This window comes from Catellatospora coxensis, assembly GCF_016862635.1.
In the GTDB taxonomy this organism is placed as follows: Bacteria; Actinomycetota; Actinomycetes; order Mycobacteriales; family Micromonosporaceae; genus Catellatospora; species Catellatospora coxensis.
On sequence record NZ_BONI01000027.1, the window covers coordinates 51,870 to 77,042 of the forward strand.

At 72.8% G+C, this 25,173-nt stretch carries 25 protein-coding genes; 18 read left to right on the forward strand and 7 right to left on the reverse strand.

Going from position 1 to position 25,173, the window contains the following annotated elements:
• The first annotated feature begins 3 nt into the window (after window positions 1–3).
• Both Cco03nite_RS17385 and Cco03nite_RS17390 read left to right on the forward strand, forming a co-directional pair.
• Window positions 4–369 carry a DUF742 domain-containing protein gene (locus tag Cco03nite_RS17385; protein WP_203693153.1) on the forward strand — a complete coding sequence of 122 codons (366 nt, stop codon included), beginning with the start codon at window positions 4–6 and terminating at the stop codon, window positions 367–369.
• Window positions 350–928, forward strand: coding sequence for a GTP-binding protein (locus Cco03nite_RS17390; RefSeq protein ID WP_203693154.1), 579 nt, complete (start codon window positions 350–352; stop codon window positions 926–928). Before Cco03nite_RS17385 ends, Cco03nite_RS17390 begins: the two co-directional genes overlap by 20 nt.
• A 101-nt stretch (window positions 929–1,029) precedes the next feature.
• On the opposite strand, the gene Cco03nite_RS17395 is transcribed toward Cco03nite_RS17390, so the two are convergent.
• Window positions 1,030–1,968 carry a ribose-phosphate diphosphokinase gene (locus Cco03nite_RS17395; protein WP_203693155.1) on the reverse strand — a complete coding sequence of 313 codons (939 nt, stop codon included), beginning with the start codon at window positions 1,966–1,968 and terminating at the stop codon, window positions 1,030–1,032.
• Between the two features lie 97 nt (window positions 1,969–2,065).
• A complete protein-coding gene (locus Cco03nite_RS17400; RefSeq protein WP_203693156.1) occupies window positions 2,066–2,791 on the reverse strand; it encodes a hypothetical protein in 726 nt (241 codons plus the stop codon).
• A gap of 62 nt (window positions 2,792–2,853) precedes the next feature.
• Between Cco03nite_RS17400 and Cco03nite_RS17405 the strand changes: the two genes are divergently transcribed.
• The 9 genes from Cco03nite_RS17405 to Cco03nite_RS17445 all read left to right on the forward strand — a co-directional run bounded on the left by Cco03nite_RS17405 (window position 2,854) and on the right by Cco03nite_RS17445 (window position 12,881).
• Window positions 2,854–3,363: a hypothetical protein gene (locus Cco03nite_RS17405; RefSeq protein ID WP_203693157.1), complete on the forward strand. Its 510-nt coding sequence runs from the start codon at window positions 2,854–2,856 to the stop codon at window positions 3,361–3,363.
• A gap of 307 nt (window positions 3,364–3,670) precedes the next feature.
• The gene (gene dnaK, locus Cco03nite_RS17410) at window positions 3,671–5,584 is read left to right on the forward strand and encodes a molecular chaperone DnaK (RefSeq protein WP_203693158.1); all 1,914 of its coding nucleotides are present in this window, start codon (window positions 3,671–3,673) and stop codon (window positions 5,582–5,584) included.
• 8 nt (window positions 5,585–5,592) lie between these two features.
• Window positions 5,593–6,228, forward strand: a complete 636-nt coding sequence (locus Cco03nite_RS17415; RefSeq protein ID WP_239167445.1) for a nucleotide exchange factor GrpE — start codon at window positions 5,593–5,595, stop codon at window positions 6,226–6,228.
• Window positions 6,229–6,231: 3 nt separating this feature from the next.
• Entirely contained in the window at window positions 6,232–7,209 is a 978-nt protein-coding gene (locus Cco03nite_RS17420) for a DnaJ C-terminal domain-containing protein (protein ID WP_203693159.1), read from the forward strand.
• On the forward strand, window positions 7,206–7,541 hold the full coding sequence (locus Cco03nite_RS17425) for a chaperone modulator CbpM (RefSeq protein WP_203693160.1): 336 nt from the start codon (window positions 7,206–7,208) through the stop codon (window positions 7,539–7,541). Before Cco03nite_RS17420 ends, Cco03nite_RS17425 begins: the two co-directional genes overlap by 4 nt.
• On the forward strand, window positions 7,495–10,149 hold the full coding sequence (clpB, locus tag Cco03nite_RS17430; protein ID WP_203693161.1) for an ATP-dependent chaperone ClpB: 2,655 nt from the start codon (window positions 7,495–7,497) through the stop codon (window positions 10,147–10,149). The genes Cco03nite_RS17425 and clpB overlap by 47 nt, the downstream gene beginning before the upstream one ends.
• Window positions 10,150–10,151: 2 nt before the next feature.
• A complete protein-coding gene (gene trxA, locus Cco03nite_RS17435; RefSeq protein WP_203693162.1) occupies window positions 10,152–10,610 on the forward strand; it encodes a thioredoxin in 459 nt (152 codons plus the stop codon).
• A gap of 685 nt (window positions 10,611–11,295) precedes the next feature.
• Window positions 11,296–12,405 carry a Gfo/Idh/MocA family protein gene (locus Cco03nite_RS17440; RefSeq protein WP_203693163.1) on the forward strand — a complete coding sequence of 370 codons (1,110 nt, stop codon included), beginning with the start codon at window positions 11,296–11,298 and terminating at the stop codon, window positions 12,403–12,405.
• Complete coding sequence (locus Cco03nite_RS17445; RefSeq protein ID WP_203693164.1) at window positions 12,402–12,881, forward strand: NUDIX domain-containing protein; 480 nt, start codon at window positions 12,402–12,404, stop codon at window positions 12,879–12,881. The genes Cco03nite_RS17440 and Cco03nite_RS17445 overlap by 4 nt, the downstream gene beginning before the upstream one ends.
• 142 nt (window positions 12,882–13,023) lie before the next feature.
• Here Cco03nite_RS17445 and Cco03nite_RS17450 read toward each other — a convergent pair whose 3' ends face one another.
• On the reverse strand, window positions 13,024–13,806 hold the full coding sequence (locus tag Cco03nite_RS17450) for an alpha/beta hydrolase (protein WP_203693165.1): 783 nt from the start codon (window positions 13,804–13,806) through the stop codon (window positions 13,024–13,026).
• Window positions 13,807–13,897: 91 nt separating this feature from the next.
• On the opposite strand from Cco03nite_RS17450, the gene Cco03nite_RS17455 reads away from it, so the two are divergent.
• From Cco03nite_RS17455 to Cco03nite_RS17465, 3 genes are read left to right on the forward strand one after another with little or no spacing between them, the layout of a single operon-like run.
• On the forward strand, window positions 13,898–14,869 hold the full coding sequence (locus Cco03nite_RS17455; protein WP_203693166.1) for a LysR family transcriptional regulator: 972 nt from the start codon (window positions 13,898–13,900) through the stop codon (window positions 14,867–14,869).
• A gap of 54 nt (window positions 14,870–14,923) precedes the next feature.
• Window positions 14,924–15,259: a PadR family transcriptional regulator gene (locus tag Cco03nite_RS17460; protein ID WP_203693202.1), complete on the forward strand. Its 336-nt coding sequence runs from the start codon at window positions 14,924–14,926 to the stop codon at window positions 15,257–15,259.
• The gene (locus Cco03nite_RS17465) at window positions 15,252–16,346 is read left to right on the forward strand and encodes a hypothetical protein (RefSeq protein WP_203693167.1); all 1,095 of its coding nucleotides are present in this window, start codon (window positions 15,252–15,254) and stop codon (window positions 16,344–16,346) included. The genes Cco03nite_RS17460 and Cco03nite_RS17465 overlap by 8 nt, the downstream gene beginning before the upstream one ends.
• Window positions 16,347–16,409: 63 nt before the next feature.
• Here Cco03nite_RS17465 and Cco03nite_RS17470 read toward each other — a convergent pair whose 3' ends face one another.
• Entirely contained in the window at window positions 16,410–17,168 is a 759-nt protein-coding gene (locus tag Cco03nite_RS17470; RefSeq protein WP_203693168.1) for an arginase family protein, read from the reverse strand.
• 194 nt (window positions 17,169–17,362) lie between these two features.
• Here Cco03nite_RS17470 and Cco03nite_RS17475 point away from each other — a divergent pair, with 194 nt between their 5' ends.
• On the forward strand, window positions 17,363–17,665 hold the full coding sequence (locus Cco03nite_RS17475) for a hypothetical protein (RefSeq protein WP_203693169.1): 303 nt from the start codon (window positions 17,363–17,365) through the stop codon (window positions 17,663–17,665).
• Between the two features lie 18 nt (window positions 17,666–17,683).
• Here the strand turns inward: Cco03nite_RS17475 and Cco03nite_RS17480 are convergent, their stop codons facing one another.
• Window positions 17,684–18,292 carry a TetR/AcrR family transcriptional regulator gene (locus Cco03nite_RS17480; protein WP_203693170.1) on the reverse strand — a complete coding sequence of 203 codons (609 nt, stop codon included), beginning with the start codon at window positions 18,290–18,292 and terminating at the stop codon, window positions 17,684–17,686.
• Window positions 18,293–18,393: 101 nt separating this feature from the next.
• Here Cco03nite_RS17480 and Cco03nite_RS17485 point away from each other — a divergent pair, with 101 nt between their 5' ends.
• The gene (locus Cco03nite_RS17485; protein WP_203693171.1) at window positions 18,394–19,314 is read left to right on the forward strand and encodes an alpha/beta fold hydrolase; all 921 of its coding nucleotides are present in this window, start codon (window positions 18,394–18,396) and stop codon (window positions 19,312–19,314) included.
• 63 nt (window positions 19,315–19,377) lie between these two features.
• On the opposite strand, the gene Cco03nite_RS17490 is transcribed toward Cco03nite_RS17485, so the two are convergent.
• Window positions 19,378–19,914 carry an RBBP9/YdeN family alpha/beta hydrolase gene (locus tag Cco03nite_RS17490; protein WP_203693172.1) on the reverse strand — a complete coding sequence of 179 codons (537 nt, stop codon included), beginning with the start codon at window positions 19,912–19,914 and terminating at the stop codon, window positions 19,378–19,380.
• Between the two features lie 232 nt (window positions 19,915–20,146).
• Here Cco03nite_RS17490 and Cco03nite_RS17495 point away from each other — a divergent pair, with 232 nt between their 5' ends.
• Both Cco03nite_RS17495 and Cco03nite_RS17500 read left to right on the forward strand, forming a co-directional pair.
• Entirely contained in the window at window positions 20,147–21,145 is a 999-nt protein-coding gene (locus Cco03nite_RS17495; RefSeq protein WP_203693173.1) for an ATP-binding cassette domain-containing protein, read from the forward strand.
• Entirely contained in the window at window positions 21,142–21,990 is an 849-nt protein-coding gene (locus Cco03nite_RS17500; RefSeq protein WP_203693174.1) for an ABC transporter permease, read from the forward strand. The genes Cco03nite_RS17495 and Cco03nite_RS17500 overlap by 4 nt, the downstream gene beginning before the upstream one ends.
• Window positions 21,991–21,993: 3 nt before the next feature.
• Here Cco03nite_RS17500 and Cco03nite_RS17505 read toward each other — a convergent pair whose 3' ends face one another.
• Window positions 21,994–25,140, reverse strand: coding sequence for an AfsR/SARP family transcriptional regulator (locus Cco03nite_RS17505; protein WP_203693175.1), 3,147 nt, complete (start codon window positions 25,138–25,140; stop codon window positions 21,994–21,996).
• Window positions 25,141–25,173: the final 33 nt, after the last annotated feature.

Sequence of the window (25,173 nt, forward strand, 5' to 3'; positions counted from 1 at the left end):
CTGATGGAGGCGCCACAGGAGCAGTGGCCCGACGCCGTGCCAGTGGTCCGGCCGTACGCGATGACGTCCGGCCGGACCACCCCGGTGCGCGGCGCGTTCGACCTCATCTCGATCGTGCTGGCCACCCGGCCGCCCGAACGTGACGACGGTCTGCACCCGGAGTCCGCGCAGATCATCCGGCACAGCCAGGAGCCCGTGTCCGTCGCCGAACTCGCCGCCGAGCTCGACCTGCCCGCGGGCACGGTCATGGTGCTGCTCGGCGACCTGCTGGCGCAGCGGCTCATCGTCACCCGTTCCCCTACCCCGGCCCGCGGTGTGGCGAGCCGACCTGTGATCGAGGCGGTCATCCATGGACTCAGTACGCTCTGACGCGGTGCCGGTCGTGCTGCCGACCGCGGTCAAGATCCTGATCGCGGGGCACTTCGGGGTCGGCAAGACCACGATGGTCGGCGCGGTCAGCGAGATCCGGCCGCTGCGCACCGAGGAGATGCTCACCGACGCCGGGATCGGCGTCGACGACCTGTCCGGGGTGGAGGCCAAGACCCACACCACGGTGGCCATGGACTTCGGCCGCATCACCATCAGCCGCGACCTGGTGCTGTACCTGTTCGGCACGCCGGGGCAGGACCGGTTCTCATTCCTCTGGGACGAACTGGCCGCCGGCGCGATCGGCGCCGTGGTGCTGGCCGACACCCGCCGCCTGAAGGAGAGCTTCGCCTGCATCGACTACTTCGAGGACCGGGAGACCCCGTTCGTCGTAGCGGTGAACTGCTTCGACGGCGGCGACCGCTTCACCCCCGCGGACGTGCAGCTGGCCCTGAACCTCGACCCGGGCACGCCCGTACTGCTCTGCGACGCCCGCAACCGCGCCTCGTCCCGCGCGGTCCTGGTCGCCCTGCTCCAGCACGTGCTGTCGCTACCGGTCTGACCCGCCCTCGCCGCGGCGATCTTGCGTGGACTGTGGGTGCGACACGGGTGATTCGGGCGTATCCCCCACAGTTCTCGCAAGATCGTCGCGATCTTCGGGGGTCAGGAGAAGAGGGCGCTGACCGATTCGCCGTTGTGGATACGGCGCACTGCTTCCGCCAGTGCCGGAGCGACCGAGAGGATCTTGAGTTTCGGCACTCGTTTGTCGGCGGCGATGGGGACCGTGTTGGTGCAGACGATCTCGAGTACGCCTTCCTGCTCGCTGAGGCGCTTGAGGGCGTTGTCGGTGAACAGGCCGTGGGTGCAGGCCAGGCGGATGGAGCGGGCGTTGAGGCCGCGCAGGTGCTCCATCAGCTCGATCACGGTGCTGCCCTTGGCGATCTCGTCGTCGAGCACGATGACGTGCTTGTCGGCCACGTCGCCGATGACCGCGCTGATCTGCACCCGGTCGTCGCTGAAACGCTGCTTCGCGCCGGCCGCCACGGGGGTGCCGAGCAGGCGGGCGAACGCGGCGGCCTCCTTGGCGTTGCCGAGGTCGGGTGAGACGACGACCGTGTCGGCGAGGTCGTACTGGCGGAAGTGGGTGGCCAGCTCGCGCAGCGCGTGCAGGTGGTCGACGGGCATGCTGAAGAAGCCGTGCATCTGGGGCGAGTGCAGCGTCATCGCCAGCACCCGGTCCGCGCCCGCGGTGCGCAGCAGGTCGGCGACCAGCCGCCCGCCGATGGAGATGCGCGGGGCGTCCTTCTTGTCGGAGCGGGCGTAAGCGTAGTGCGGCATCACCACGGTGATCCGCCCCGCCGACGCGCCCCGGGCCGCGTCGAGCATCAACAGCAGCTCGACCAGGTGTTCCTGCACCGGCGGCACCAGCGGCTGCACCAGGTACACATCCCGGTCGCGGCAGTTCGCGCCGAGCTGGACCTCAAGGCAGTCGTTGGCGAACCGCGACACCCGCACCGGGTGCAACGGCACCCCGAGATGGGCACAGATCTCCGCCGCGAGTTCGGGATGGGCACTACCGCTGAACACCGCGATGTCACGCACGCCGGAATGGTAACCAGCCGCCGGCGGCCGGCGGCAGCCACGCCCGCAAGACTCACCCGCCAGATGTGGTTCCGGTGGTCACGACCCGTGGAGCCGATCAGAGCCCGTCGATCAGCCGGGCGACCGCGGGCGCGTGCCTGCGCCGGGCGACCTGCATGAAGGCCGCCCGGGCCGGCGGCAGCAATGCGGGCTGCCGGCGGAGTCGGCTGTGCAGCACGTGTTGTGCGGCCGTGCGCACCTGGGGCGCCCAGTCGACCGTGCGTTCGAGGAGGAACGGCAGCTGGGCCGGCTGCAACCGGCGGCCCATGGCGGCGACGGCGGCCGCGCGGACCTGCCCGTCCGGGTGCAGGCTCGCCAGTGCGCAGGCGAGCGGGCCGGTGCCGAAACGCCGGAGCCGGTCCTGGAAGACCTCGACGCTGACGTCGCGCCGCCGGCAGTGGAAGATCAGGCCGCGCATCAGCAGGTGCTCGGCGGCGATCGCCGCCAGGGCGATCCGGGCGTCGCGACGGGTGCGGGGCAAGCGGCTGTCGAACTCCGCCAGCACCTGCAGCAGCCAGGCGAATCCGTCCACATCGCCACGCCGCAGCTGCCGGAAGGGCGCGATCCGGGCGCGGGTCTCATCGTCGGCCAGCACGCGCCGCTGCATCTCGATGCGGATCGCGCCGTAGCCGAACAGCGCCACCCCGCCCGATCCCCACACCGGATTGGCGACGGCGACCGTGGCCGAGACCGCGATCATCGCGCCCGCAGCCGCCAGGGGAAGATGGAGGGTGCCCTGCCCCAGGTGCGGCGCCGGTCGGTACTGGGCGGGCAGGCTGCGCATCCGGGGGATCTTAGCGGGCCTACGCTCTGCCGGAAGGCCCGGAACCCTGGAGGACGGCACGGATGGATCTGCACGCGGAACTGCGCCGGGTGCTGGAAGGCCCGCTGCCCGGTGCGGTGAGCGAGGACTTCCTGCAGCGGTTCACCTTCACCGCCGACGACCCCCGCTCGGTGATCGCACTGGCCCGCGACGCGCTCGCGACCGTGCTGGACGCCGGACTCGTCTGGCCGGACCTGGCACAGTGGCGCGACCGGCTGCCCGAGCGCTTCGTGGCGGCGTGCGCCCCGGAACGGGACGCGGCCGCCGGGCAGGAGGACGCGGCGCGGTCGGGCGCGACGGCACCGGGTGGGCAGCACGAGCAGCCGGTCGACGCCGCCTGGGAGCTTTCCGGGTGGCTGCACTGGTTCGACCCGGACGGCGACGGCGAGTCCCGGGGCTGGCAGTGGTGGGACGCCGGACTGGACGGGCCCTCCGGAGGCTGGATCGACGTCCAGGTCGAGGGCCACCCGTTCCCGTCGGGCTCGCTGGAGTGGCTGCTCAGGGCCTCCGGCGCTTGCGACATCGACGGCTAGCTCCCTCGATCATCGGGCTGGCCTCGATCATCCGGCTTGCCGGGCGATCGGGGGAAACGGCCTTCAAGATACGCACGGGTGCCAGGCAAGTCGGACGATCGCGGGGCGTGGCGGCTATCCGCCGCCACGAACACACGTTCGACCGCTCTCGTCGGGCGGTAACGCCAACCTCGTACACCTTGGTCCGCTAGATTATGTGAGTCCGATTTATGTGTAAATACCGGGCGTGCACGCGGCGTGTCCGCAGGTAGGCGGCCCACGTCCCGCGCAGGATCGCACGCGCCGACAGCGGATGTGGAGCTGTGCCATGGCCAAGGCAGTGGGTATCGATCTGGGGACCACGAACTCGGTGATCGCGGTGTTCGAGGGCGGCCAGCCGACCGTGATCCAGAACGCCGAGGGCGCGCGCACGACGCCGTCCGTGGTCGCGTTCACCGACGCGGGCGAACGGCTGGTCGGGCAGCTTGCCCGCAGACAGGCGATCCTGAACCCGAAGGGCACCATCTACTCCGCGAAGCGGTTCATCGGCCGGCACTTCGACGAGATCAGCCAGGAGGCCAAGGCGGTCGCGTTCGACGTCGTGCCCGGTCCGGACGGGCTCGTACGCTTCGACGTCAAGGGCAAGATTTACTCCCCCGAGGAGATCAGCGCCCAGGTGCTGCGCAAGCTCGTCGACGACGCGTCGAAGTTCCTCGGCGAGAAGGTCACCCAGGCCGTCATCACGGTGCCGGCGTACTTCAACGACGCCCAGCGGACCGCGACCAAGGACGCCGGCCGCATCGCGGGGCTCGACGTGCTGCGCATCATCAACGAGCCCACGGCGGCCGCGCTGGCGTACGGGCTGGACAAGAAGGGCCACGAGACGGTCCTGGTGTTCGACCTGGGCGGCGGCACGTTCGACGTGAGCATCCTCGACGTCGGCGACGGCGTCGTCGAGGTCCGCGCGACCGCGGGCGACTCGCACCTGGGCGGCGACGACTTCGACCGCCGCCTGGTCGACCACCTGGCCGACGAGTTCAAGAACGACACCGGCATCGACCTCCGCACCGACCCGCAGGCCCTGCAGCGGCTGTTCGAGGCCGCCGAGAAGGCCAAGGTCGAGCTGTCGTCGGTCACCCAGACGCAGGTCAGCCTGCCGTTCGTCACCGCGGACGCGTCCGGCCCGAAGCACCTGACCACGACGATCACCCGGTCGAAGTTCGAGGACCTGACCAAGGACCTGGTGCAGCGCTGCCTCGGCCCGGTCGAGCAGGCCATGGGCGACGCGAAGGTCACCGCCAACGACCTCGACGAGGTCATCCTCGTCGGCGGGTCCACCCGCATCCCCGCCGTGCAGGCGCTGGTACGCAGGCTGACCGGCGGCAAGGACCCGAACATGAGCGTCAACCCCGACGAGGTCGTGGCGATGGGCGCGGCGATCCAGGCGGGCGTGCTCACCGGCGAGGGACCCGACGTGCTGCTGCTTGACGTGATCCCGCTGTCGCTGGGCCTGGAGACCCTGGGCGGGCGGATGACCAAGGTCATCGAGCGCAACACCACGATCCCGGCGCGGCGCTCCGAGACGTTCTCCACCGCCGAGGACAACCAGCCCGCCGTGGACATCCACGTGCTGCAGGGCGAGCGGGAACTCGCCGCCGACAACCGCACGCTGGGCAAGTTCCGGCTGGAGAACATCCGGCCCGCGCCGCGCAACGTCCCGCAGATCGACGTCACGTTCGACGTCGACGCCAACGGCATCCTCAACGTGTCCGCCAAGGACAAGGAGACCAACGCCGAGCAGGCCATCACCATCACCGACAGCGGCAACCTCGACCGTTCCGAGGTCGAGCGCATGGTCGCCGACGCCGAGGCGCACCGCGACGAGGACACCCGCACCCGCCAGCTCATCGACACCCGCAACGAGCTGGAGTCGCTGACGTACCAGGTCGAGCAGCGCCTGGGTGAGCTGGGCGAGTCCGCGCCGGCACACGAGAAGGCCCGCGCGGAGCTGCTGGTCGGCGACGCCCGCCAGGCCATCAAGGAGGAGGCGCCGATGGACCGGCTGCGCTCGCTGATCGGCGACCTGCAGCAGGTCGCGCAGGGCCTGATGGCCCGGCCCAGCGGACCGCCGCCCGGCGGCGACGCCGGACAGGGCGGGCAGCCCGGCCCGACGGCGGGCGCGCGCACCGGCCAGGGCCAGGGCGACGACGACGTCATCGACGCCGAGTTCTCGCCGAGCTGAGCGCCGCGATGGCACACCACCCGCACAGCGGCACCGGCCCGCAGGCCGACACCGAACCGGAGGGCGAGCCCGTGCACGAGCACGTGCCCCGGCACGGCCTCGACCCGCCGGGCCCGGTGGCGATGGAACCCGGCGAGGTCGCGGTGCACGACGGCCACGCCGGGGAGCCGTCCGCCGAGGCCCCGGACGTCGAGGCGCCCACCCCGGCCGGGCCGTCGGCCGCCGAGCTGGAGGGCCGGCTGCGGCGGGCGCTGGCCGACCTGGACAACATGCGCAAGCGGTACGAGCGCCAGCTCGCCGCCGAACGCGAGGCCGAGCGGGCCCGTACCGCCGCGGTGTTCCTGCCCGTGATCGACAACCTGGACCTGGCGCTGGCGCACGCCGACAGCGACCCGGCCGCGGTCGTCGACGGGGTCCGGGCGGTCCGCGACCAGGCCGTGAACACCCTGTCCACGCTCGGCTTCCCGCGCCGCGAGGACACCGGCGTGCCGTTCGACCCGGTGTGGCACGAGGCCGTCAGCGTGGTCCCGAACACCGGCGAGCCCGACGGGACGGTGCTGCAGGTGATCCGCCCCGGCTACGGCCAGGTGGACCGGCAGCTGCGCCCGGCCACGGTCGTCGTCGCCGGCAACACCCAGGGGTGAGCCGTGGCCCGTGACTTCTACGACGTGCTCGGGGTCGCCCGCGGCGCGTCCGCGGACGAGATCCAGCAGGCGTTTCGCAAGCTGGCCCGCAAGTACCACCCGGACGTCAACAAGAGCCCGGACGCCGAGGAGAGGTTCAAGGAGATCAACGAGGCGTACCACGTGCTGCACGACCCGAAGCAGCGCGCCCGCTACGACCGGTTCGGCGAGGACTTCCGCAAGGTCCCCGAGGGGTACGAGGAGATGGCCGGCGCGGGGGCGGGCAGTTTCCGGGGCCGCGGCGGCCAGGGCTTCCCCGGTGGCTTCCCGGGCGGCGGGTTCCGGGGCCGGGACGGCGGCGAGCCGTTCTCGTGGTCGTACGAGGGCGGCGACGTCGACCTGGAGGACCTGCTCGGCGGCATGTTCCGCGGCGGCGGGCGCGCGGGCCGCGGCGCGGGGCCGATCGCCGGCGCGGACCAGGAGGCCGAGCTGCCGCTGTCGGTCGAGGAGGCGTACCAGGGCGGCAAGCGTTCGATCACGCTGTCGGGGGCGCAGGGCCCGCGCAGCTACGACGTGAACATCCCGGCCGGGGTCACCGACGGCCAGCGCATCCGGCTGGCCGGGCAGGGCGGGCAGGGCCGTGGCAACGCCCCGGCCGGTGACCTGTACCTGGTGGTGCGCCTGGAGCCGCACCACCGCTACCGGGTCGACGGCCGCCACATCCACGTGGCGCTGCCGGTGAGCCCGTCCGAGGCGGCGCTCGGCGCGACCGTGCCGCTGGTGACGCCGGGCGGGGAGACCAAGGTGACGGTGCCACCGGGCACGTCCAGCGGCAAGCGGCTGCGCCTGCGCGGGCAGGGCATGCCGCACCACCGCGGCGAGCACGGCGACCTGTACGCCGAAGTCCGCATCGTCGTGCCGCGCAGCCTCGGCGACCGCGAACGCGAGCTGTACGAGCAGCTGGCCGAGGCGTCCACGTTCGACCCGAGGAGCGCCCGATGAAGGTGTACGCGCTGGCCGTCCCGTCGCGGCTCAGCCTGGACCGGTTCGCCCGCCAGGCGGGCCTGCACCCGGTGCTGGTGCAGCGCTACGTCGCGCTGGGCCTGGTCGACGCCGACCGTGACGCGGCCGGCGGCCTGTGGTTCCGGCCCGCCGAGCTGCACCGGGTGGCGCGGGTGCAGCGGCTGCACGCCGACCTGTCCCTGAACTACACCGCGATCGGCCTGGTCATGGACCTGCTCGACCGCGTCGACGAGCTGCAGACCGCACTGCGAAGGAGCGAGCGCCGTGGACATGAACAAGCTGACGCAGAAGTCGCAGGAGGCGCTGCATGACGCGCAGACGATCGCGCTGCGGATGGGCCACACCGAGGTCGACGGCGAGCACCTGCTGCTGGCGCTGCTGGACCAGCCCGACGGGATCGTGCCGCGGCTGATCGCCCAGACCGGGGCCGACCCGGCCCGGCTGCGCGGCGAGGTCGAGCAGGACCTGCAGCGGCGGCCGAAGGTGAGCGGGCCGGGCGCGCAGCCCGGTCAGGTGTTCGTCACCCAGCGCCTGTCCCGGGTCCTCGACACCGCCGAGCGGGAGGCCAAGCGGCTCAAGGACGAGTACGTGTCCACCGAGCACCTGCTGCTGGCCCTGGCCGACGAGGGCTCGGCGACGGCGGCCGGCCGCCGGCTCAAGGAGAACGGCGTCACCCGGGAGGCGTTCCTGGCCGCGCTGACCCAGGTCCGCGGCAACCAGCGGGTCACCTCGGCGATGCCGGAGGTCACCTACGAGGCGCTGGAGAAGTACGGGCAGGACCTGGTCGCCGACGCGCGGGCGAACCGGCTCGACCCGGTCATCGGCCGGGACGCCGAGATCCGCCGGGTGATCCAGATCCTGTCCCGCAAGACGAAGAACAATCCGGTGCTGATCGGCGACCCGGGTGTCGGCAAGACCGCGATCGTGGAGGGCCTGGCGCAGCGCATCGTGCGCGGGGACGTGCCCGAGGGGCTGCGCGACAAGACCGTGTTCGCCCTGGACATGGGCGCGCTGATCGCCGGGGCCAAGTACCGCGGCGAGTTCGAGGAGCGGCTCAAGGCCGTGCTGAACGAGGTCCGCGCCGCCGAGGGCCGCATCCTGCTGTTCGTCGACGAGCTGCACACCGTCGTCGGGGCCGGCGGCGGCGCGGAGGGCGCGATGGACGCGGGCAACATGCTCAAGCCGATGCTGGCCCGCGGCGAGCTGCACATGATCGGCGCGACGACCGTCGACGAGTACCGCAAGCACATCGAGAAGGACGCCGCGCTGGCCCGGCGCTTCCAGCAGGTCGTGGTGGACGAGCCGACGGTCGAGGACACCATCTCGATCCTGCGCGGGCTGCGCGAGCGCCTGGAGGTGTTCCACGGGGTGAACATCCAGGACTCGGCGCTGGTGGCGGCGGCGACGCTGTCGCACCGGTACATCACCGACCGGTTCCTGCCCGACAAGGCGATCGACCTCGTCGACGAGGCGTGCGCGCGGCTGCGTACCGAGATCGACTCGATGCCCGCGGAGCTCGACGAGATCACCCGGCGGGTGATGCGGCTGGAGATCGAGGAGGCGGCGCTGGCCAAGGAGACCGACCCGGCCGGCGTGGCCCGCCTCGACCAGCTGCGCCGCGAGCTGGCCGACCTGCGCGCCGAAGCCGACGCCAAGCACGCCCAGTGGGAGAGCGAACGCCAGGCCATCCGCCGCGTCCAGGACGTGCGCGAGGAGCTGGAGCGGCTGCGCCACGAGGTCGAGGAGGCCGAACGCGCCTACGACCTCAACCGGGCCGCCGAGCTGCGCTACGGGCGCATCGCCGACCTCGAACGACGGCTGGAGGCCGAGGAGCAGAAGCTGGCCGACCGGCAGCAGGGCCAGCCGGGCCTGCTGCGCGAGACGGTGACCGAGGACGAGATCGCCGAGATCGTGTCCGCGTGGACCGGGATCCCGGTGTCGCGGCTGCAGGAGGGCGAGCGCCAGAAGCTGCTGCGCCTCGACGAGATCCTGCACGAGCGGGTCATCGGCCAGGACGAGGCCGTGCAGGTCGTCGCCGACGCGATCATCCGCGCCCGGTCGGGCATCAAGGACCCGCGCCGCCCGATCGGCTCGTTCATCTTCCTGGGCCCGACCGGTGTCGGCAAGACCGAGCTGGCCAAGGCCCTCGCGGCGGCGCTGTTCGACTCCGAGGACAACATCGTGCGGCTGGACATGAGCGAGTACCAGGAGCGGCACACCGTCAGCCGGCTGGTCGGCGCGCCGCCCGGGTACGTCGGCTACGAGGAGGGCGGGCAGCTCACCGAGGCGGTGCGGCGCAAGCCGTACTCGGTGGTGCTGTTCGACGAGATCGAGAAGGCGCACACCGACGTGTTCAACACGCTGCTGCAGGTGCTCGACGACGGCCGGATCACCGACTCGCAGGGCCGCACCGTCGACTTCCGCAACACGGTCATCATCATGACCTCCAACATCGGCGCGGAACACCTGCTGGAAGGGTCCGATGCCGACATCTCCGAGCAGGCCCGCGCGAAGGTGCTCGGCGAGCTGCGCGGGCACTTCCGGCCCGAGTTCCTCAACCGGGTCGACGACATCGTGCTGTTCCACCGGCTGACGCTGCCGCAGATCGAGAAGATCGTCGACCTGCAGTTCGAGGACCTGCGCAAGCGGCTCGGCGAGCGCCGGATCAGCCTGGACCTGACCGAGGACGCCCGCAAACTCATCGCCGAGCACGGCTTCGACCCGGTGTACGGGGCGCGGCCGCTGCGCCGGTACATAGCCCACGAAGTCGAGACCCGGATCGGGCGTGCGATCATCGCCGGTGACCTCCGCGAGGACGCCGTGATCCACGTCGGCGTGCGCGACGGCGATTTGGCGGTAACCTTCGACGCGGCACCGGCTCCGCAGATGGCGGAAGCGGGCGCGGGAACGGGAGTTTGACGATGGCACAGGCACCGCAGCAGGACACCAGGGCCGACCTGGTCACCTGCCCGCACTGCGGCAAGCGTAACCGGCTGCGGGCCGCCGCGGCGGGACTGGCCCGGTGCGGCAGCTGCCGCGGCATGCTGCCGTGGCTGACCGACGCCACCGACGACGACTTCGACGCCGTGGTGGTGCAGTCGTCGCTGCCGGTGCTGCTGGACCTGTGGGCACCGTGGTGCGGGCCGTGCCGCATGGTCGCGCCCGGTGTGGAGCGGGCCGCGCTGGAGTTCGCGGGACGGTTGAAGGTCGTCAAGGTCAATGTGGACGACTCGCCGGAGACGGCGATGCGCTACCGGGCCCAGTCGATCCCGCTGCTGCTCATGCTGAAGGGCGGCGAGGTCACGGCCCGGCAGCTCGGCGCGATCCCGCCGGGTCCGCTGCTGCAGTGGGTGGAGAGCGCGCTGCCACCGGCGAAATGACGCCACCGCCTTGCGTGCGGTGCCTACGCTGCGACGATGCAGACGCCTGAGCCGCCGGGGACGCCGCTGGGCCCATGGACGCGGGAGCAGCACCGGGTCGAGGTCCTTTTCGCGTGGGCTCTGCTGGTAGGCGGTCTGGCTCTGCTGTGGCGGTTCGCCAAGAAGGCCGCCACAGCGCAGGACATGAACTTCGTCGGGGCGTTCTTGGTCTTCGCGCTGTTCCTGGGGATGGCCTGGTGGGGGCTGCACAGCCTGCTGGCGACGCTGCGCGGCGGCACGTGGTTGCGCGGCTCGGTGCTGACCGTGCGCGGAGCGTTCCACACCCGCACCGTAGATCTCGCCGCGGCGACGGTTCGCGGCGAGATCTACGATCCCGCGGATGCGGGACGGGTGAACCTGGTCGCCCACGACGCCGGCACGGGTCGGCGGATCTCGCTGAACCTGGGCACCGTCGACCGGATCGAGTTCACGGCCCAGGAGCTGGACGCCCTCGCCTCCGCGATCGACACCGCCCGCGGCGGGCCCCGGCTGACGAGGAGACTCTCCGCATCGCCGCCCGGCTGCGCCTGTTCTACCGCCGCCCCTACCCGGTGGGCCGGTACCTCTGGGAGGACCCGCCGATCCCTCCCTTGCCCAAGCTGGCGAAGGTTGACGAAATCGATTTCACGGACGATGCTGACCGACCATGAGCGTGGGTGTGGCGATCGTCGGACTCGGTTTCGGTGCGGCGTTCCTGCCGATCTACCAGCGGCATCCCGACGTCGGCCACATCACGATCGTGGACGCCGACCCGGCCCGGCTGGCGGAGGTCGGCGAGCGCCACGGGATCGCCGACCGGGCCACCGACCTCGACGAGGTGCTGGCCGATCCCCGCGTCGACGCCGTCCACCTGCTGACCCCGGTCGCGTTCCACGCCCGCCAGTCGATCGCGGTGCTGAACTCGGGACGGCACTGCGCCTGCGCGGTCCCGATGGCGATGTCCCTCGCCGACGTCGAGGCGGTCCGTGCCGCCGCGCACGCGTCGGGCCGGGTGTACATGATGATGGAGACGTCGGTGTACGCCCGCGAGTACCACGCCGTCGAGCAGCTTCACCGCAGCGGCGAGCTGGGCGCGGTCACCTTCTACCGGGGCTTCCACATCCAGAACCTCGACGGCTTCGCGCACTACTGGCAGGGCTACCCGCCGATGGCGTACGTGACGCACGCGCTGTCGCCGATCCTGGCGCTGCTCGACACGACGGTCGAGAGCGTGCACTGCCTGGGTTCGGGACGGCTCACCGGTGCACGCGAGGGCGCGTTCGGCAACCCGTACCCGCTGGAGGCCGGGCTGTTCCGGTTGCGCGGCCACGACGCCGTCGCGGAGGTGACCATGGCGTTCTTCCAGACCGCGCGGGCGTACACCGAAGGTTTCTGCGTCTACGGCGACCGCGTCGGCATCGAGTGGCCGTCGGCGGAGGGCGGCCCGCTGACCCGGTTCGACATGACCCTGCCGGGCCCCGGCCAGCGCGGCAACCCGGTCGAGCGCGCCGTGTTCGAACCGGCTGACCACGGCCACCTCCTGCCCGCGTCCATCGCCGGGTTCACCCGGCACCGCGACGCGCACGGCGGCTCGCACCCGCACCTGGTGCACGAGTTCCTCCGCAGCATCGTCGAGGGCCGGGGGTCGCGCATCGACGCCGACACCGCCGCGGCATGGACCGCTCCCGGCATCGTGGCGCACGAGTCGGCGATGCGCGGCGGCGAGACCCTCGCCGTCCCCGACTTCGCGACGCTCCTGCCGCCGGGGCTCCGATGACCGCGCACCGGTTGCGGCTGGCCGCCTACGGGGTGATCCTGCGCGAGGATCGGATGCTGCTGGCCCGCTACGTCTCGCCGGACGGCTCGCAGCGCCACTGGACGCTGCCGGGCGGGAAGGTCGAGCACGCCGAGGATCCGTACGACGCGGTCGTCCGGGAGGTCGCCGAGGAGACCGGATACCGGGTGGCGGTCGAACGCCTGCTGGGGGTGGACTCCCGGGCCCGGCACGTGGACTGGGTCCCCGGCGGCGCCGAGCTGCACAGCGTGGGCGTCTTCTACCGGGCCCGAATCATCGGCGGCCGGATGCGCCACGAGGTCGACGGATCCACCGATCTGGCCGAGTGGGTTCCGGTCGCGCAGATCCCCGAGCTGGAACGTGCGGTCATCATCGACGTCGCCCTGCGGCTGGAGCGCGCCCAGCCGGCCGACGGGCACGTGCCCCCGGTGCCGGTCGGCGGACTGCTCCGGCATTAGCCGGCCCGCTGCTGCCGCCTCTGCCGCGGAGTCCGGGACGGATGTCGAGGCCGCCGGTGTGACCTCGACATCCGTCCTGGCCGCGGGCCCGGTCATCCCCGGCGAACGCGGGCGGCCGGGGCCGGTCGTCGGCCGTTACCCGCTACCGGGACAGCCAGTCGGTGACGATCGCGTCGACCTGCGCGGCGTGCGCGGTCTGCGGGGCGGCGTCGAGGCCGGGCTCCTCGGCCAGGGCGTGGCCCATCCCGGGGATCGCGACCAGCGACGACCCTTCCGGCAGCGCCGCCCACAACCGCTGCGCCGGGTCGCGGAAGCCTTCCCGGTCGTCCTCGTCGCCGATCACCATCAGCACCGGGCGCTCGATCTCCGCGGCGCGGGCGACGAAGTCGAGCCGGTCGGCCGCGGCACGGCTCTCGTCGGTCCACTGGTACGGCATGCCGAACATCCGGGAGTTGGCGTCCACCAGCGCGGACAGCTGGACCGCGGGGCTGACCAGCGCCACCCGGTCGACCTCCACGGCCGTCTCGGTCAGCAGGCGCAGGGCCGTCATCGAGCCGATGGAGCCGCCCAGCAGGCTGAGCGGGCCGTGCGCGTCCAGCACCGAGCGCAGCTCGGCCAGCGCGGGCGGGAACTCCGCGACCGCCTGCCGGGTCAGCGGCTCGAACAGGTTCAGCACCGCGTCCTCCATGACGAGCTTCATCAGCTCATCCGGGCCGCCGGGCAGCATCCGGTCGCCGGTCATCGGCAGGCCCAGGTACACCCGCCAGGCGTTCAGGCCCGACAGCGGCAGCGCCGCGGCCATGGCGATCTCGCTGCGCGGCGGGTCGAGCAGGTGCCAGGCCACGACCAGCGGGGTGTCGGGGGTCGGGTCGGCGGGCGGCAGGGCGATGTACGGCACTCCGGCCGCGTTTCCTCTGAGCGTCATGCCGACCAGTCAAGCCCGCCCGGGTGGCCGGCGTCGAACAACCATGCCGACCGATTGGACAACCGATGGTTGTCGGGCCAGGCTGTGCCCTGTGGATCTCGATCTCGCCCAGGTGCGGGCGTTCGTGCGCGCCGCCGACGAGCTGCACTTCGGCCGGGCCGCCGCCGCGCTGTACCTGACCCAGCAGGCGCTGTCCAAACGGGTACGCCGGCTGGAGGAGACGCTCGGCTCGGCCCTGTTCACGCGCGGGCGCGGGCCCGTCGAGCTGACCGCGGCCGGGGCGAGGTTCCTGCCGTACGCCCGGGAGCTGCTGGCGCTGGGCGCGGCGGCGGCCCGGTCGGTGCGCGGCGAGCAGCTGCCGCTGAAGGTGGACGTGTGGGGGCCGGTGCACCGGCCGCTGAGCCTGCTGGGCGAGCTGGTGTCGGCGTACCCGGACCTGCTGCTGGAGCTGAGCATGCGGCGCAGCCTCGGTTCGGCGCTGGACGCCGTGGCGGGCGGGGACCTGGACGTCGCCTGGGGGCGGGCGCACGACCTGGGCCACCCCTGGCCGGCCGGGGTGCGGCGGCGGCTGGTGTGCCTGGAGCCGATCGCGGTCGGGGTGCTCGCGGGGCATCCGCTGGCCGACGCGGGCGCGGTCGGGGCGGCCGAGCTGCGCGAGCACGGGCTGTGGATCCCGTTCGAGGACCGGCCGCCGGAGCTGACGGGGCTGCTGCGCGCGTACGCGGCCGCGCTGGATGTGCCGATCACGGGTACCGCGCTCAACCTGGGAGTCGAGCACACGATCGCCGAGCTGCGGCGGCATCCGCGCCGGGTCACGCCGCTGGGCGCGTGGTGGCAGCTGCCCGCCGACGTGGTACGCGTCCCGCTGCGGCCGACGCCGTACCTGCCCTGGTCGGTGGTGTGGCGCGCGGACAACGCGCATCCGCTGCTTCCCCGGCTGCTGGCCCTGCTGCCGGGCTCGCACACGATCCGGTTCGACCCGGCCCGGGACTGGCTGCCCGAACCCGACCGCGCGGACCTGCCGCGCGCGGCGCCGAACCGCCGCGTTCCGGCACCGCGGTAGGTGCCATATACAGATTGACTGTATATACAGACCGTCTATATTGCTCGCATGACGATGCAGGAACCGACGTTCTTCATCCTGACCGCCTTGGTGCGGTCCCCATTGCACGGATACGGCGTCATGCAGGCCGTGGAGGAGCTGTCCGGCGGGCGGGTCACGCTCAAGGCCGGCACGCTGTACGCCGCCCTGGACCGGCTCACCTCGGCCGGGCTGATCGCCGTGGAGCGCGAGGAGGCCGTGGCCGGGCGCCTGCGCCGCTACTACGTGCTGTCCGACGACGGCCGCGCGGCGCTGGAGGCCGCGGTCGAGCGGATGCGGTCGGACGCGACCGTCGCCGCCGCCCGCCTGCGGGAGGCGTTCGGCTTCGTCGTCGGGGTGCGGCATGCCTGAGCAGTCCGCGCTCGAACGCTCCTACCGCCGCCTGCTGCTCGCCTACCCCGGGTTCTACCGCCGCGAGCGCGGGCTGGAGATCCTCACCACGCTGCTGGACGCGGCCAAGCCGGGACAGGTCAGGGCCACCATCGGCGAAGCGGCCCACCTGGTCCTGTCCGGACTCCGGTTCCGCGTGGCGCCCCCGGGCACAGCCGGCAGGATCGCCGCAGGCGTGGCGGCGCTGTGGACCGCTGTCGTGCTCGGTGGGGTCGGCGCTTACGTCGCCTGGGACTCCTCGTCGACGGCTCCGGCCGCGATCGACGATCCACGGATCTCCGCGCTCGCCGACGCGCTCGTCGGGCAGCCGCCCGCCCGGGTCGATCACGGCGGCGGCGACCTGCTCGGCATCGCCTACGGCCACCAGGCGGGCGGACGGTTCCAGACGCTCGGGGCCGAGGAACTGCCCGGGATGCGGCCCGTGCCGTCGGGCCACAACCGCCTCTACGAGGGGGTCGACGCGACCCGTGGCGTCCTCGACGCCGCCCATCGGCGGCTGCAGGCCGACGGCTGGCGAACCGGTGCCGTCACCAGGCCGGCGAACTGCGGCTGCGGCGTGTTCTGGGCCAGCCGCGACGGCGTGCTGCTGCGGATGGCAGATGACCGGGCGAGGGACCAGCAGAAGATCATCAACGTGGACTTCTACCCGATCGAGCCGAGCGGTGTGCCGGCCGGTGTGGTCGTCGGCTTCGCCCTGGGGCTGATCCTGGCCTGGCCGGCGGTGACGTGGCTGACCCACCGCTACGCCCGGACATCGCGCGGCGACCGGATGCTGTTCCTGCTCTTCGCAGTGCCGGCCCTCTACGCGTGCCTGGCCAACACGGTCGACAACCTGCTGAGCATGGTGCCGGACCCGGACACCGACAGCGTCCTGCTCGCCGCCGACCTGATGTATCCGCTGGCCAACCAGGTCGAAAACCCGCTCGCCGTGAGCGTGATCGCGGTCGGCCTCGCCGCCTGCGTCGGCATCGTCGTCTTCACGCCGTGGCGGCGCAGGCACCCCGAGACGGACCCGGCACCCGCCCCCACGGCGCTCACCGAGGGCTGAGCCAAACCCGGGTGGCCGCCCACGTGAAGGGCGGCCACCGGGCCGATCACTAAGCGGCTGCGGTCACCCGTCGATCAGCGCGGCGAGCAGGCGGGCGCGGACGCCGTCCGGGTCAGGACGGCCCGGATACCAGGTGCAGGCGATGTCCATCGCGGCCACCCGGCCGGTCTCCAGGACACGGCGCGCCGCCGCCAGCACACCGTCGGCGGTGGGACCTCCAGGCACCGGGAACCGCAGGTCCGGCAGTTCCGCGGCGTCGATGACGTCGAGGTCGAGGTGCAGCACCAGCGGCCCGGGCGGCAGCAGCGCCGCGTCGAGGTCGGCGACGCCGCAGCGGCGTACGGCCGCGGTGGCGAGGTAGTCGGCCTCCGGCTGGTCCAGGTCGCGGGCGTCGACGAGCAGCGCCCGGTCCTCGGCCAGCGGTCGCAGCCCGAGCCGGTCCGAGATCAGCTCGGGCCGGTAGCCGACGAGGATCCGCAGCGGCATGCCGCCGACGTAGCCCGACGCGGTCGTCTCCAGCGTCTGCACGTCGCCGTGCGCGTCGAACCAGACGATGCCGGCGTCCACGCCCGCCTGTTGGAGGCCCGCCATGGTGCCCAGCGCCGCGGTGCAGTCGCCGGACACGACCACCGGGGTGTCGCCCGTCTGCACGCAGTGCGCGACCTGCCAGGCCACCGGCTCGTAGAGGTGGCCGAGCCGGGCCCAGACGTCTCCGTCGGGCAGCTGTTCGGTCACCGTCCGGACCGTGTGGCCGGGCGGCAGCGGGAAGTCGTGATCGGGCAGTCGTTCGTCGAGGTGGTACGGCACGAGGATGATCGTCACGCGGCCACGTTACCGAATGCCGCCCCGGTGGGGCCGAACGCCGATGCGCCGTCCCGAACGGGTGCCGGCGGGGTCAACGGATCCGCGCGCTCAGCGGCAGAATGGCCGCCATGAGCGGGAACGGCGACACCGGCGAGCAGCCTCGTCCGACGATCGACCACATCATGGAACCGTTGTTGACGAACATGCCCAAGGTGACCGATTACAGTCCCGAGGGCATCACGGCGCTGGGAAACCCGATCTCGATGCTGGTGCACAACACCGGCAAGACGCTGCTGGAGCTGTTCCTGGAACCGTCCGGGCAGGACTACTGGATGCAGCCGGGCGAGACGTTCACGGTCACGTCGTACGGGCACTGGAACGATCATCCGTTCGAGGTCGCCCATGAGCCGGGCTGCGTCACCGTCTGGGCCACCTCGTGGTATGCCACGGTCTCCTTCCGCGACGGCTCCGAGGTCCCCGGTGGGCACCAGCGTCCGGCGGGCAAGTACGAGTAGGCCCGCGCGCCGCCCGTCTCACGCGGGCCCGCCGAACAGGCGGTCGAGGTGGTACATGAGGATCGCGAGCGCGGCGTCGCCGTCGCGCTGGCCGCCGAGCACGCTGGAGCCGAGGCCGTTGGTGAGCGCCAGCAGCCCGGCGGCGGCCGTCGGCGCGTCGAGGCCGGGATCGACCTGGCCTGCCTGCTGGGCGGTGCGCAGGTGCCCGGCTAGGAAACGTTCCAGCAGGTCGGGGTAGGTCGCGCCGTGGTCGGCGGCGAGCGCGGGCTCGGCCAGCACCAGGGTGTAGTACGCGGCGTAGGTCCTGGTCAGCCGCCGGCTCTCGGCGTCGGTCGGCAGGATCGCGGTGAGGGTGCCGTAGACGAGGCTGCGCGGGGTGGGCGGCAGGCCCAGGGCGCGGATGTGCGCCTCGACCCGGGCGGAGAGCTGCTCGCCGAGGTAGGCGAGCGCGCCGAGCAGCAGTTCCTGCTTGGTGTGGAAGTAGTACTGGACCAGGCGCAGGGATACGCCCGCCTCGGTGGCCACCTCGCGCATGCTCGCCGCCTGCAGGCCCTTGGTGCTGGCGATGCGCAGCAGGGCCTCACCGATCTGGCGGCGGCGCAGGTCGTGGTCCACGCGCTTGGGCACGGCGCTCCATCCGGTCTGGCGGTCGTGTCACGTCGGCCTATCATGCAACACGCGTTTGATGATACGGTCGTATCACAAAAATCGGCGGATCGGAGGCACCCATGACCGAGGCACGGCTCAGCGCGTTCACCGGCGACAAGGCGCGTTCCAGGTTCCTGGCGGCCTACGGGCGCACCTTCGACAAGGTCTGGCCCGCTGACCACCGCCGCCTGGACGTGCCCACGTCCTTCGGCGTCACGCGGGTGTACCGCACCGGGCCGGCCGACGGTGTCCCCTTCGTGCTGCTACCGGGTGCGGGCGGCAACGCGCTGGGGTGGCACCGGCACGTCGCGCGATGGGGAGCGGAACGGCCGGTCATCGCGATCGACCCCGTCGGCGAACCCGGCTGCTCCACACAGGACCGCCCGCTGGCCGACGGCCGTGATCTGGCCCGCTGGCTCGACGAGGTGCTCGCCGGTCTGGACGTCGACCGCGTGCACGTCGTCGGGTGCTCGTACGGCGGCTGGATCGCCCTGCAGCACCAGCTGCACACGCCGGGCCGGGCCGCCTCGATCACGCTGCTGGACCCGGCGGGATTCGGCCTGATCACCAAACGGTTCCTCCTGTGGGTGATCCTCGGCGGGCTGGCCGGGCTCACGCCCCGCCCGCTGCGCCATCGCGCGGCCCGCCGGCTGCGCAACGCCACCCTGCTCGACGACGACCTCATGGGCCTGGCGCTGGCCTCGACCGGCTTCCGGCGGCGGCTGCCCGCCCCGCCCCCGCTCACCGACGACGAGCTGCGCCAGATCACCGTGCCAACGCTCGCCCTGCTCGGCGGGCGCAGCCAGATGTACGACGCGGCCCAGGTGGCCGCCCGCATCCGGGCGCTGATGCCGGCCGCCCGCGCCGACGTCGTCGCCGAGGCCGGTCACGACCTGCAGGTGCACAGCCCGGAACTCGTCATCGAGCGGGCCGCCGAGTTCGCGGCCGGTGCCGAGGCTGCGACCGGGGCAGCGGGACAGGGTCACCCCGAACCGGCATGATGCCGTCGGCTCACCAGGCGCGACCCGGTGGGCCGACGACCCGGCCGCAGGGCTGCTGTGATCTCAGCCGAGGGCGGCGACCAGCCGTTCGCCGTCCGGCCAGGGGCCGTGACCGCTGGCCGTCTCGATGTGGCCGGCGTCGCCCGCGTCGTACAGTTCCGCGCCCCAGTCGGCGGCGTACTGCTCGAACTGCGGAAACGTCGTGTACGGGTCGGTGCGGCTGGCCACCAGGACCGTGCGGAACGGCAGCTTCTCGCGCGGCACCACCACTGACACGAAATCAGGCGTGTCATCCGGGCCCGGTATCCATGCGGGGTCGAGGTAGGGCGGCGTGACCAGCAGCGCGGCACGCACCGGACCGGCATGGCGAGCCGCCCACACCACGGTGGTGAGGCACCCGGCGCTGTGCGCGATCAGCACGGCGGGCTCGTCGTCGGCCATGACCGCCTCGTGCAGCGCGGCCACCCGCTCCTCCAGCGTCAACGGCGGCCCCGGCGGGTAGGGTGCCCACCGGTACTCGGGGTGCGCGTCGGCCCAGCGTCGTTGCCAGTGCTCCGGCTTGGGAATCCCGCGCCCCGGCACCAGCAGATGTCGCGTCATCGGCCGAGGGTAGCCGTGACGGCCGTGTCCTGCCGGACCGTACGCCGGCCGGGCAAGGCGGCAACGGGCCGCGAGCCGACCGCCACTCCCCCGGCTGGACAGGCCTGACCAGCGGCCGAAGGCGGCGGAGAAACCGGCCCGTCCGGGCGTGAAACCGCGGCGAAGGCGTGGTGGAACCGGCGCGGCGGATGCTGTCTCCTGACCGGCCGACGCCGGTCGCGAGGGAGCGAAGATGAATCACATTCCCGCGGTACACGCGGAAGGCCTGGTGAAGTCGTTCGGTGACTTCCGTGCCGTCGACGGGGTCGACCTGCACGTCGCCCAGGGTGAGATCTACGGCGTGCTGGGCCCCAACGGCGCCGGCAAGACCACCATGCTCAAGATGCTGGCCACGCTGCTGCCCATCGACGGGGGCCGGGCGGAGATCTTCGGCGTGGACGTGCGCCGGGACCCGCACCGCACCCGGCAGCTGCTCGGCGTCACCGGGCAGTACGCGTCGGTGGACGAGAACCTGACCGCCAACGAGAACCTGTGGCTGTTCGGCCGGCTGCAGGGCGTGGCCGGCAAGGCGGCCCGGAACACCGCCGCCCAGCTGCTGGAGCAGTTCGGCCTCCAGGAGGCGGCGGACAAGCCGATCTCCCAGTTCAGCGGTGGCATGCGGCGGCGGCTCGACCTGGCCGCCAGCCTGATCACCCGGCCGCCGCTGATCTTCCTGGACGAGCCGACCACCGGCCTGGACCCGCGTACCCGGGGACAGATGTGGGACACGATCCGCGAACTGGTCGCCGGGGGCTGCACGGTCCTGCTGACCACGCAGTACCTGGACGAGGCCGACCAGCTCGCCGACCGGATCGCGGTCATCGACCGGGGCCGCAAGGTCGCCGAGGGCACCCCCGACGAGCTGAAGGCGTCCGTGGGCAACTCGACGCTGCGGCTGCGGCTGACCGACGCCGCCGACCAGGCGGCAGCGGCCGAGGTCGTACGGCAGCTGCTCGGCGAGGACCCGGTGCTCAGCCCCGAGTCGGGACGGATGAACGTGGCGCTCGACGCCGCGGACCGGGCCGCCGACGTGCTCATCCGCCTGCGCGAGGCGGGCATCGGCATCACCTCGGTGAGCGTCGACGCGCCGACCCTCGACGAGGTGTTCCTGGCTCTCACCGGGCATGACACCGGCGACAGCCCCGACCAGCCCGCGAACGCGGACGAGCGCCAGCTGGAGGCGGCCCGATGACCCTGCAGATGACCAAGCCGGTGGCGGTGGCCCCGCGGCGGCTGACACCCGACGACGTCGCCACCCGTACGACGTCGCACAACAGCCTGCGCGAGACGGTCGGCCAGACGATGTCGATGGCGTGGCGGGCGACGAAGAAGATGCGCCGCAACCCGGAGCAGTTCTTCGACGTCACCATCCAGCCGCTGCTGTTCACGGCGATGTTCGCGTACCTGCTCGGCGGCGGCCTGTCCGGCAGCGTGCAGGCGTACCTGCCGCTGGTGATCCCGGGCATCCTGGCGCAGACCGCGCTGACGGCGTGCATGGCCACCGGCGTGCAGCTGCGCGAGGACATGGAGAAGGGGGTGTTCGACCGGTTCAAGTCGCTGCCGATGGCCCGGATCGCGCCGCTGGCCGGGCCCATGGTCGCCGACCTGCTGCGGTACGCGATCGCCTCGACGCTGACCTTCCTCACCGGTATCGCGATGGGCTACCGCCCCGGCGGCGGAGCGGTCGGCGTGGTGCTGGCGATCCTGCTCACGATGATCGCCGGCTGGTCGCTGGCCTGGGTGTTCACCTGGGTCGGCACGCTGGCCCGCAGCGCGCAGAGCGTCCAGGGCATCTCCATGATGATCATGTTCCCGCTGACGTTCATGTCCAACGCGCTGGTCCCGGTCGAGACCCTGCCGGGCTGGCTCGCCGCGTTCGTGAAGGTCAACCCGGTCTCGTACGTGGTCACCGCCACCCGCGACCTGGCCAACGACGGCCAGGTCACCGGGCACGTCGGGTGGGCGCTCGTGGCCTGTGCCGCGGTCATCGCGATCTTCGCGCCGCTGTCGGTGCGCAGCTACAAGCGCCACCTGTAGCGGTCAGCGGGCCCCGATCCGCTCGACCAGGCTCCGCGCCTCGTCGAGCAGGTCGGGGCCGCGCCGGTCGCCGAACTCGGCGGCCAGCTCGGCCAGCAGCCCGGGTGCCCGCCCCTCGGCCTGGGCGGCGATCCGCTCCCAGGCCAGCGTGGGCATGGTCCGGTTGTACGCGAAACGGTCCGCCAGCGCGATCAGCCGCACCGCGTCCGGGACCGGCAGCGCGTCACGCAGCAGCCCCCACCCGCCGAGCGCCAGCAGCACCAGCCCGCAGACCGGATAGTCCAGGTACGGATGGTCCGGGTCGAGCACCTGCAACGCCTGGTCACGGGCCCGGGTGAACAGCGCCGCGCCGATCGGGTCGCCGGCCGGGGCGTAGTAGGCGTGCGCGGCCAGGCTCGTCGCCTCGGCCACCAGCACCCACGGCTCCAACCCGCTCGCCGCGATGGCCGGGATCCGCAGCTCCCGCACCCGTACACACGCCGCGCGGTAACCGGCCAGCCCGGCCTCGACCTCGCCCCGGGCCAGCGCCAGCTCGGCCTTGCCCAGGTCGAAGGCGAGCCGGCCGGCCAGCGGCACATCGGACTCCGTCGCGTCGTCGAGGTCGGCGAGCTGCGCGGCGGCGGCGTCGATGTCCCCGTCGGAGATCATGACGAGGGCGAGCATCGACCGCAGCTGGATGGCGTCGTCGCGGGCGCCGAGCCGGTCGAGCACCGGCAGCGCGGCGTGGGCGTGGACCGCGGCCTCCTTCGCCCGGCCGAGCTGCATCGCGAGCTGCGCGGCCATGGTGTGCATGATCGCCTGCGACCAGGGTCCGACGGTCTCGTCGGCGAGCAGCAGCCCGCGTTCGGCGGCGTCCATGGCCGCGTCCGGGTCGCCCATGTTCTCCAGGGCCTGGCTCAGCCACGGCAACGCCAGCGCGGCGACCTCCCGGTCCGCGGAGGCGGCGTGCGCCCGCAGCTGCCGCAGGAAGCCGTCGGCCGACCGCGGGTCGATGTCGGTCAGCATGGTGACCATGGCGGCGATCCACGGGTCGCCGGTGCCCGGCCCGATCGCCCGCAAGGTTTCCCGCAGCCGGTCGGAATGGGGCGAGTTGGCGACCAGGGAGCCGTTGAGGGTCATCGAGATCGCCACCCGGGTGGCGTCGGCGAGGTCCGGCGGAGGCGTCCAGCCGTCGACCACCTGCGCGGCCGCTTCGATCAGGACCAGCAGCCGGGGGTGCTCACCCAGGATGATCCAGTAGCCGGCCAGCGCGGCGAGGATCTGCACCGCCGCGGCCGGGTCAGGCGCGGCGAAGGTCCGGCGCAGCACGTCGGAGAGGTTGGTCTCCTCGGGGCGGATCTCGTCGACGACGTCGAACTGCCTGGGGCTGAACAGGGCACGGGCGTGCCGGGCGGAGAAGGCGACCGCCCAGCCGCGCTGGGCCCGCTCGGCAGCGCCGTCCTCACCGGCGTCGACCAGCTGCATCCGGCCGAACTCGCGCACGGTCTCCAGCATCCGGTAGCGCACGCCGCCCGGTCCGGTCTCCACGACGGTCAGCAGGGACTGGTCGGCCAGGTCCTGGACCGCGGCGAGCGCGTCGTCGCCGAGCACCGCCTCGGCGGCGGCGAGGGTGAACCCGTCGTGGAACACCGACAGCCAGCGCAGCGCCCGGCGTTCGCGTTCGGCGAGCAGGTTCCACGACCAGTCGATGACGGCCAGCAGGGTCTGGTGCCGGTCGGGTGCGCTGCGGTCCCCGCCGCGCAGCAGCGCGAACCGGTTCTCCAGGCGGCGGGCGATGTCGGCGACGGCCATCACGCGCACCTTCGCGGCCGCGAGCTCGATGGCGAGCGGGAGCCCGTCGAGCCGCTCGACGATCTCGGCCACCACCGGGTCGGTGCCGTCGAGGTGCACGTCCGGCCGCGCCGCCAGGGCCCGCCGGCGGAACAGCTCGGCCGCGTCGGCGGTGTCCAGCTCGGCCAGCGGGTAGACGTGCTCGGCGGCGATGGCCAGCGGCGCCCGGGTCGTGGTGAGCACGCGCAGCTCGCGGGTGGTGGCGGCGAGGTAGGCGACGAAGTCGGCGACGGCGTCGACGATGTGCTCGCAGTTGTCCAGGATCAGCAGGCTCGGCGCCTGGTCGAGGTAGCCCGCGATGCGGGCGCGCACGTCGGCGCGCTGCTCGGGGGTGAGGGTGCGCCGGCCGCTGACCGAGTCCCGTACGCCCAGCGCCGACCCGATCTCGCCGACCAGGTCGTCGGGTGCGGTGACGCCGACGAGCTCGACGAAGTGCACCACCGGGGCCGGGTGCTCGCGGCCGAGCACGTGGGCCAGCCTGGTCTTGCCCAGCCCGCCCGGCCCGACGATGGACACCACCCGGTACGCGGCCAGCAGTGCCTGCAACCGGCGGATGTCGCCTGCCCGGCCGAGCAGCGCGGTCGCCTCGTAGCGCAGGCCCGCCCGGACCGGGCTGTCCTGGACGAGCAGCTCGCGGTGGACCCGGCGCAGCTCGGGGCCGGGGTCGGCGCCGACGCGGTCACGCAGGTCGGCGCGGTATGCCTCGTACCGGCTCAACGCGGCACCGGCGCCGCGGACCGCCGCCTCACCCCGCAGCAGGTCCGCGAGCAGGCCTTCGTCGGCGGGATCGACGCCCCACGCCTCGGTCAGGGTCGGCAGCGCGTCGGTGTGCTCACCGAGCCTGACCTTGGCCCGGGCCGACAGCAGCCGGGCCTGGTCGAGGTCGTGTTCGGCCGCGCGCCGCAGGGCGGCGAGCGGGCCGGGTCCGTCTCCGGCGGCGACGGGGCCGAGCGCGACGGCTTCGGCGGCCAGGTCGGCCGCGCGTGCCGGGTCGGACTCGAACACGGCCCGGGCCGCGGCGAGCCGGTCGGCGAGCAGCTGGGTGTCCACCTGCGCCCGGTCGACGCCCAGGCGGTAGCCGTCGCCGTCGCGGACCACCGAGTCCGGGCCGTGCGCGGTCCTGGTCCGGGAGACCAGCACCTGCAGCGCCTTGAGCGGATTGGCGGGGACGTCCTCGTCCCAGATGAGGTCGACGAGCCGGGTGGAGCCGACCGTGCGCCCGGCGGCGGCGAGCGCGGCGAGCAGCGCCTGCGGCCGCTCGCCCTGCACCGGCTCGCCGTCCCAGCGCACCGTTTCCAGCAGGGACAGGATGATCGGCACCCGCCAAGTCTAAGCTCGCCGGGAAATCGCCAC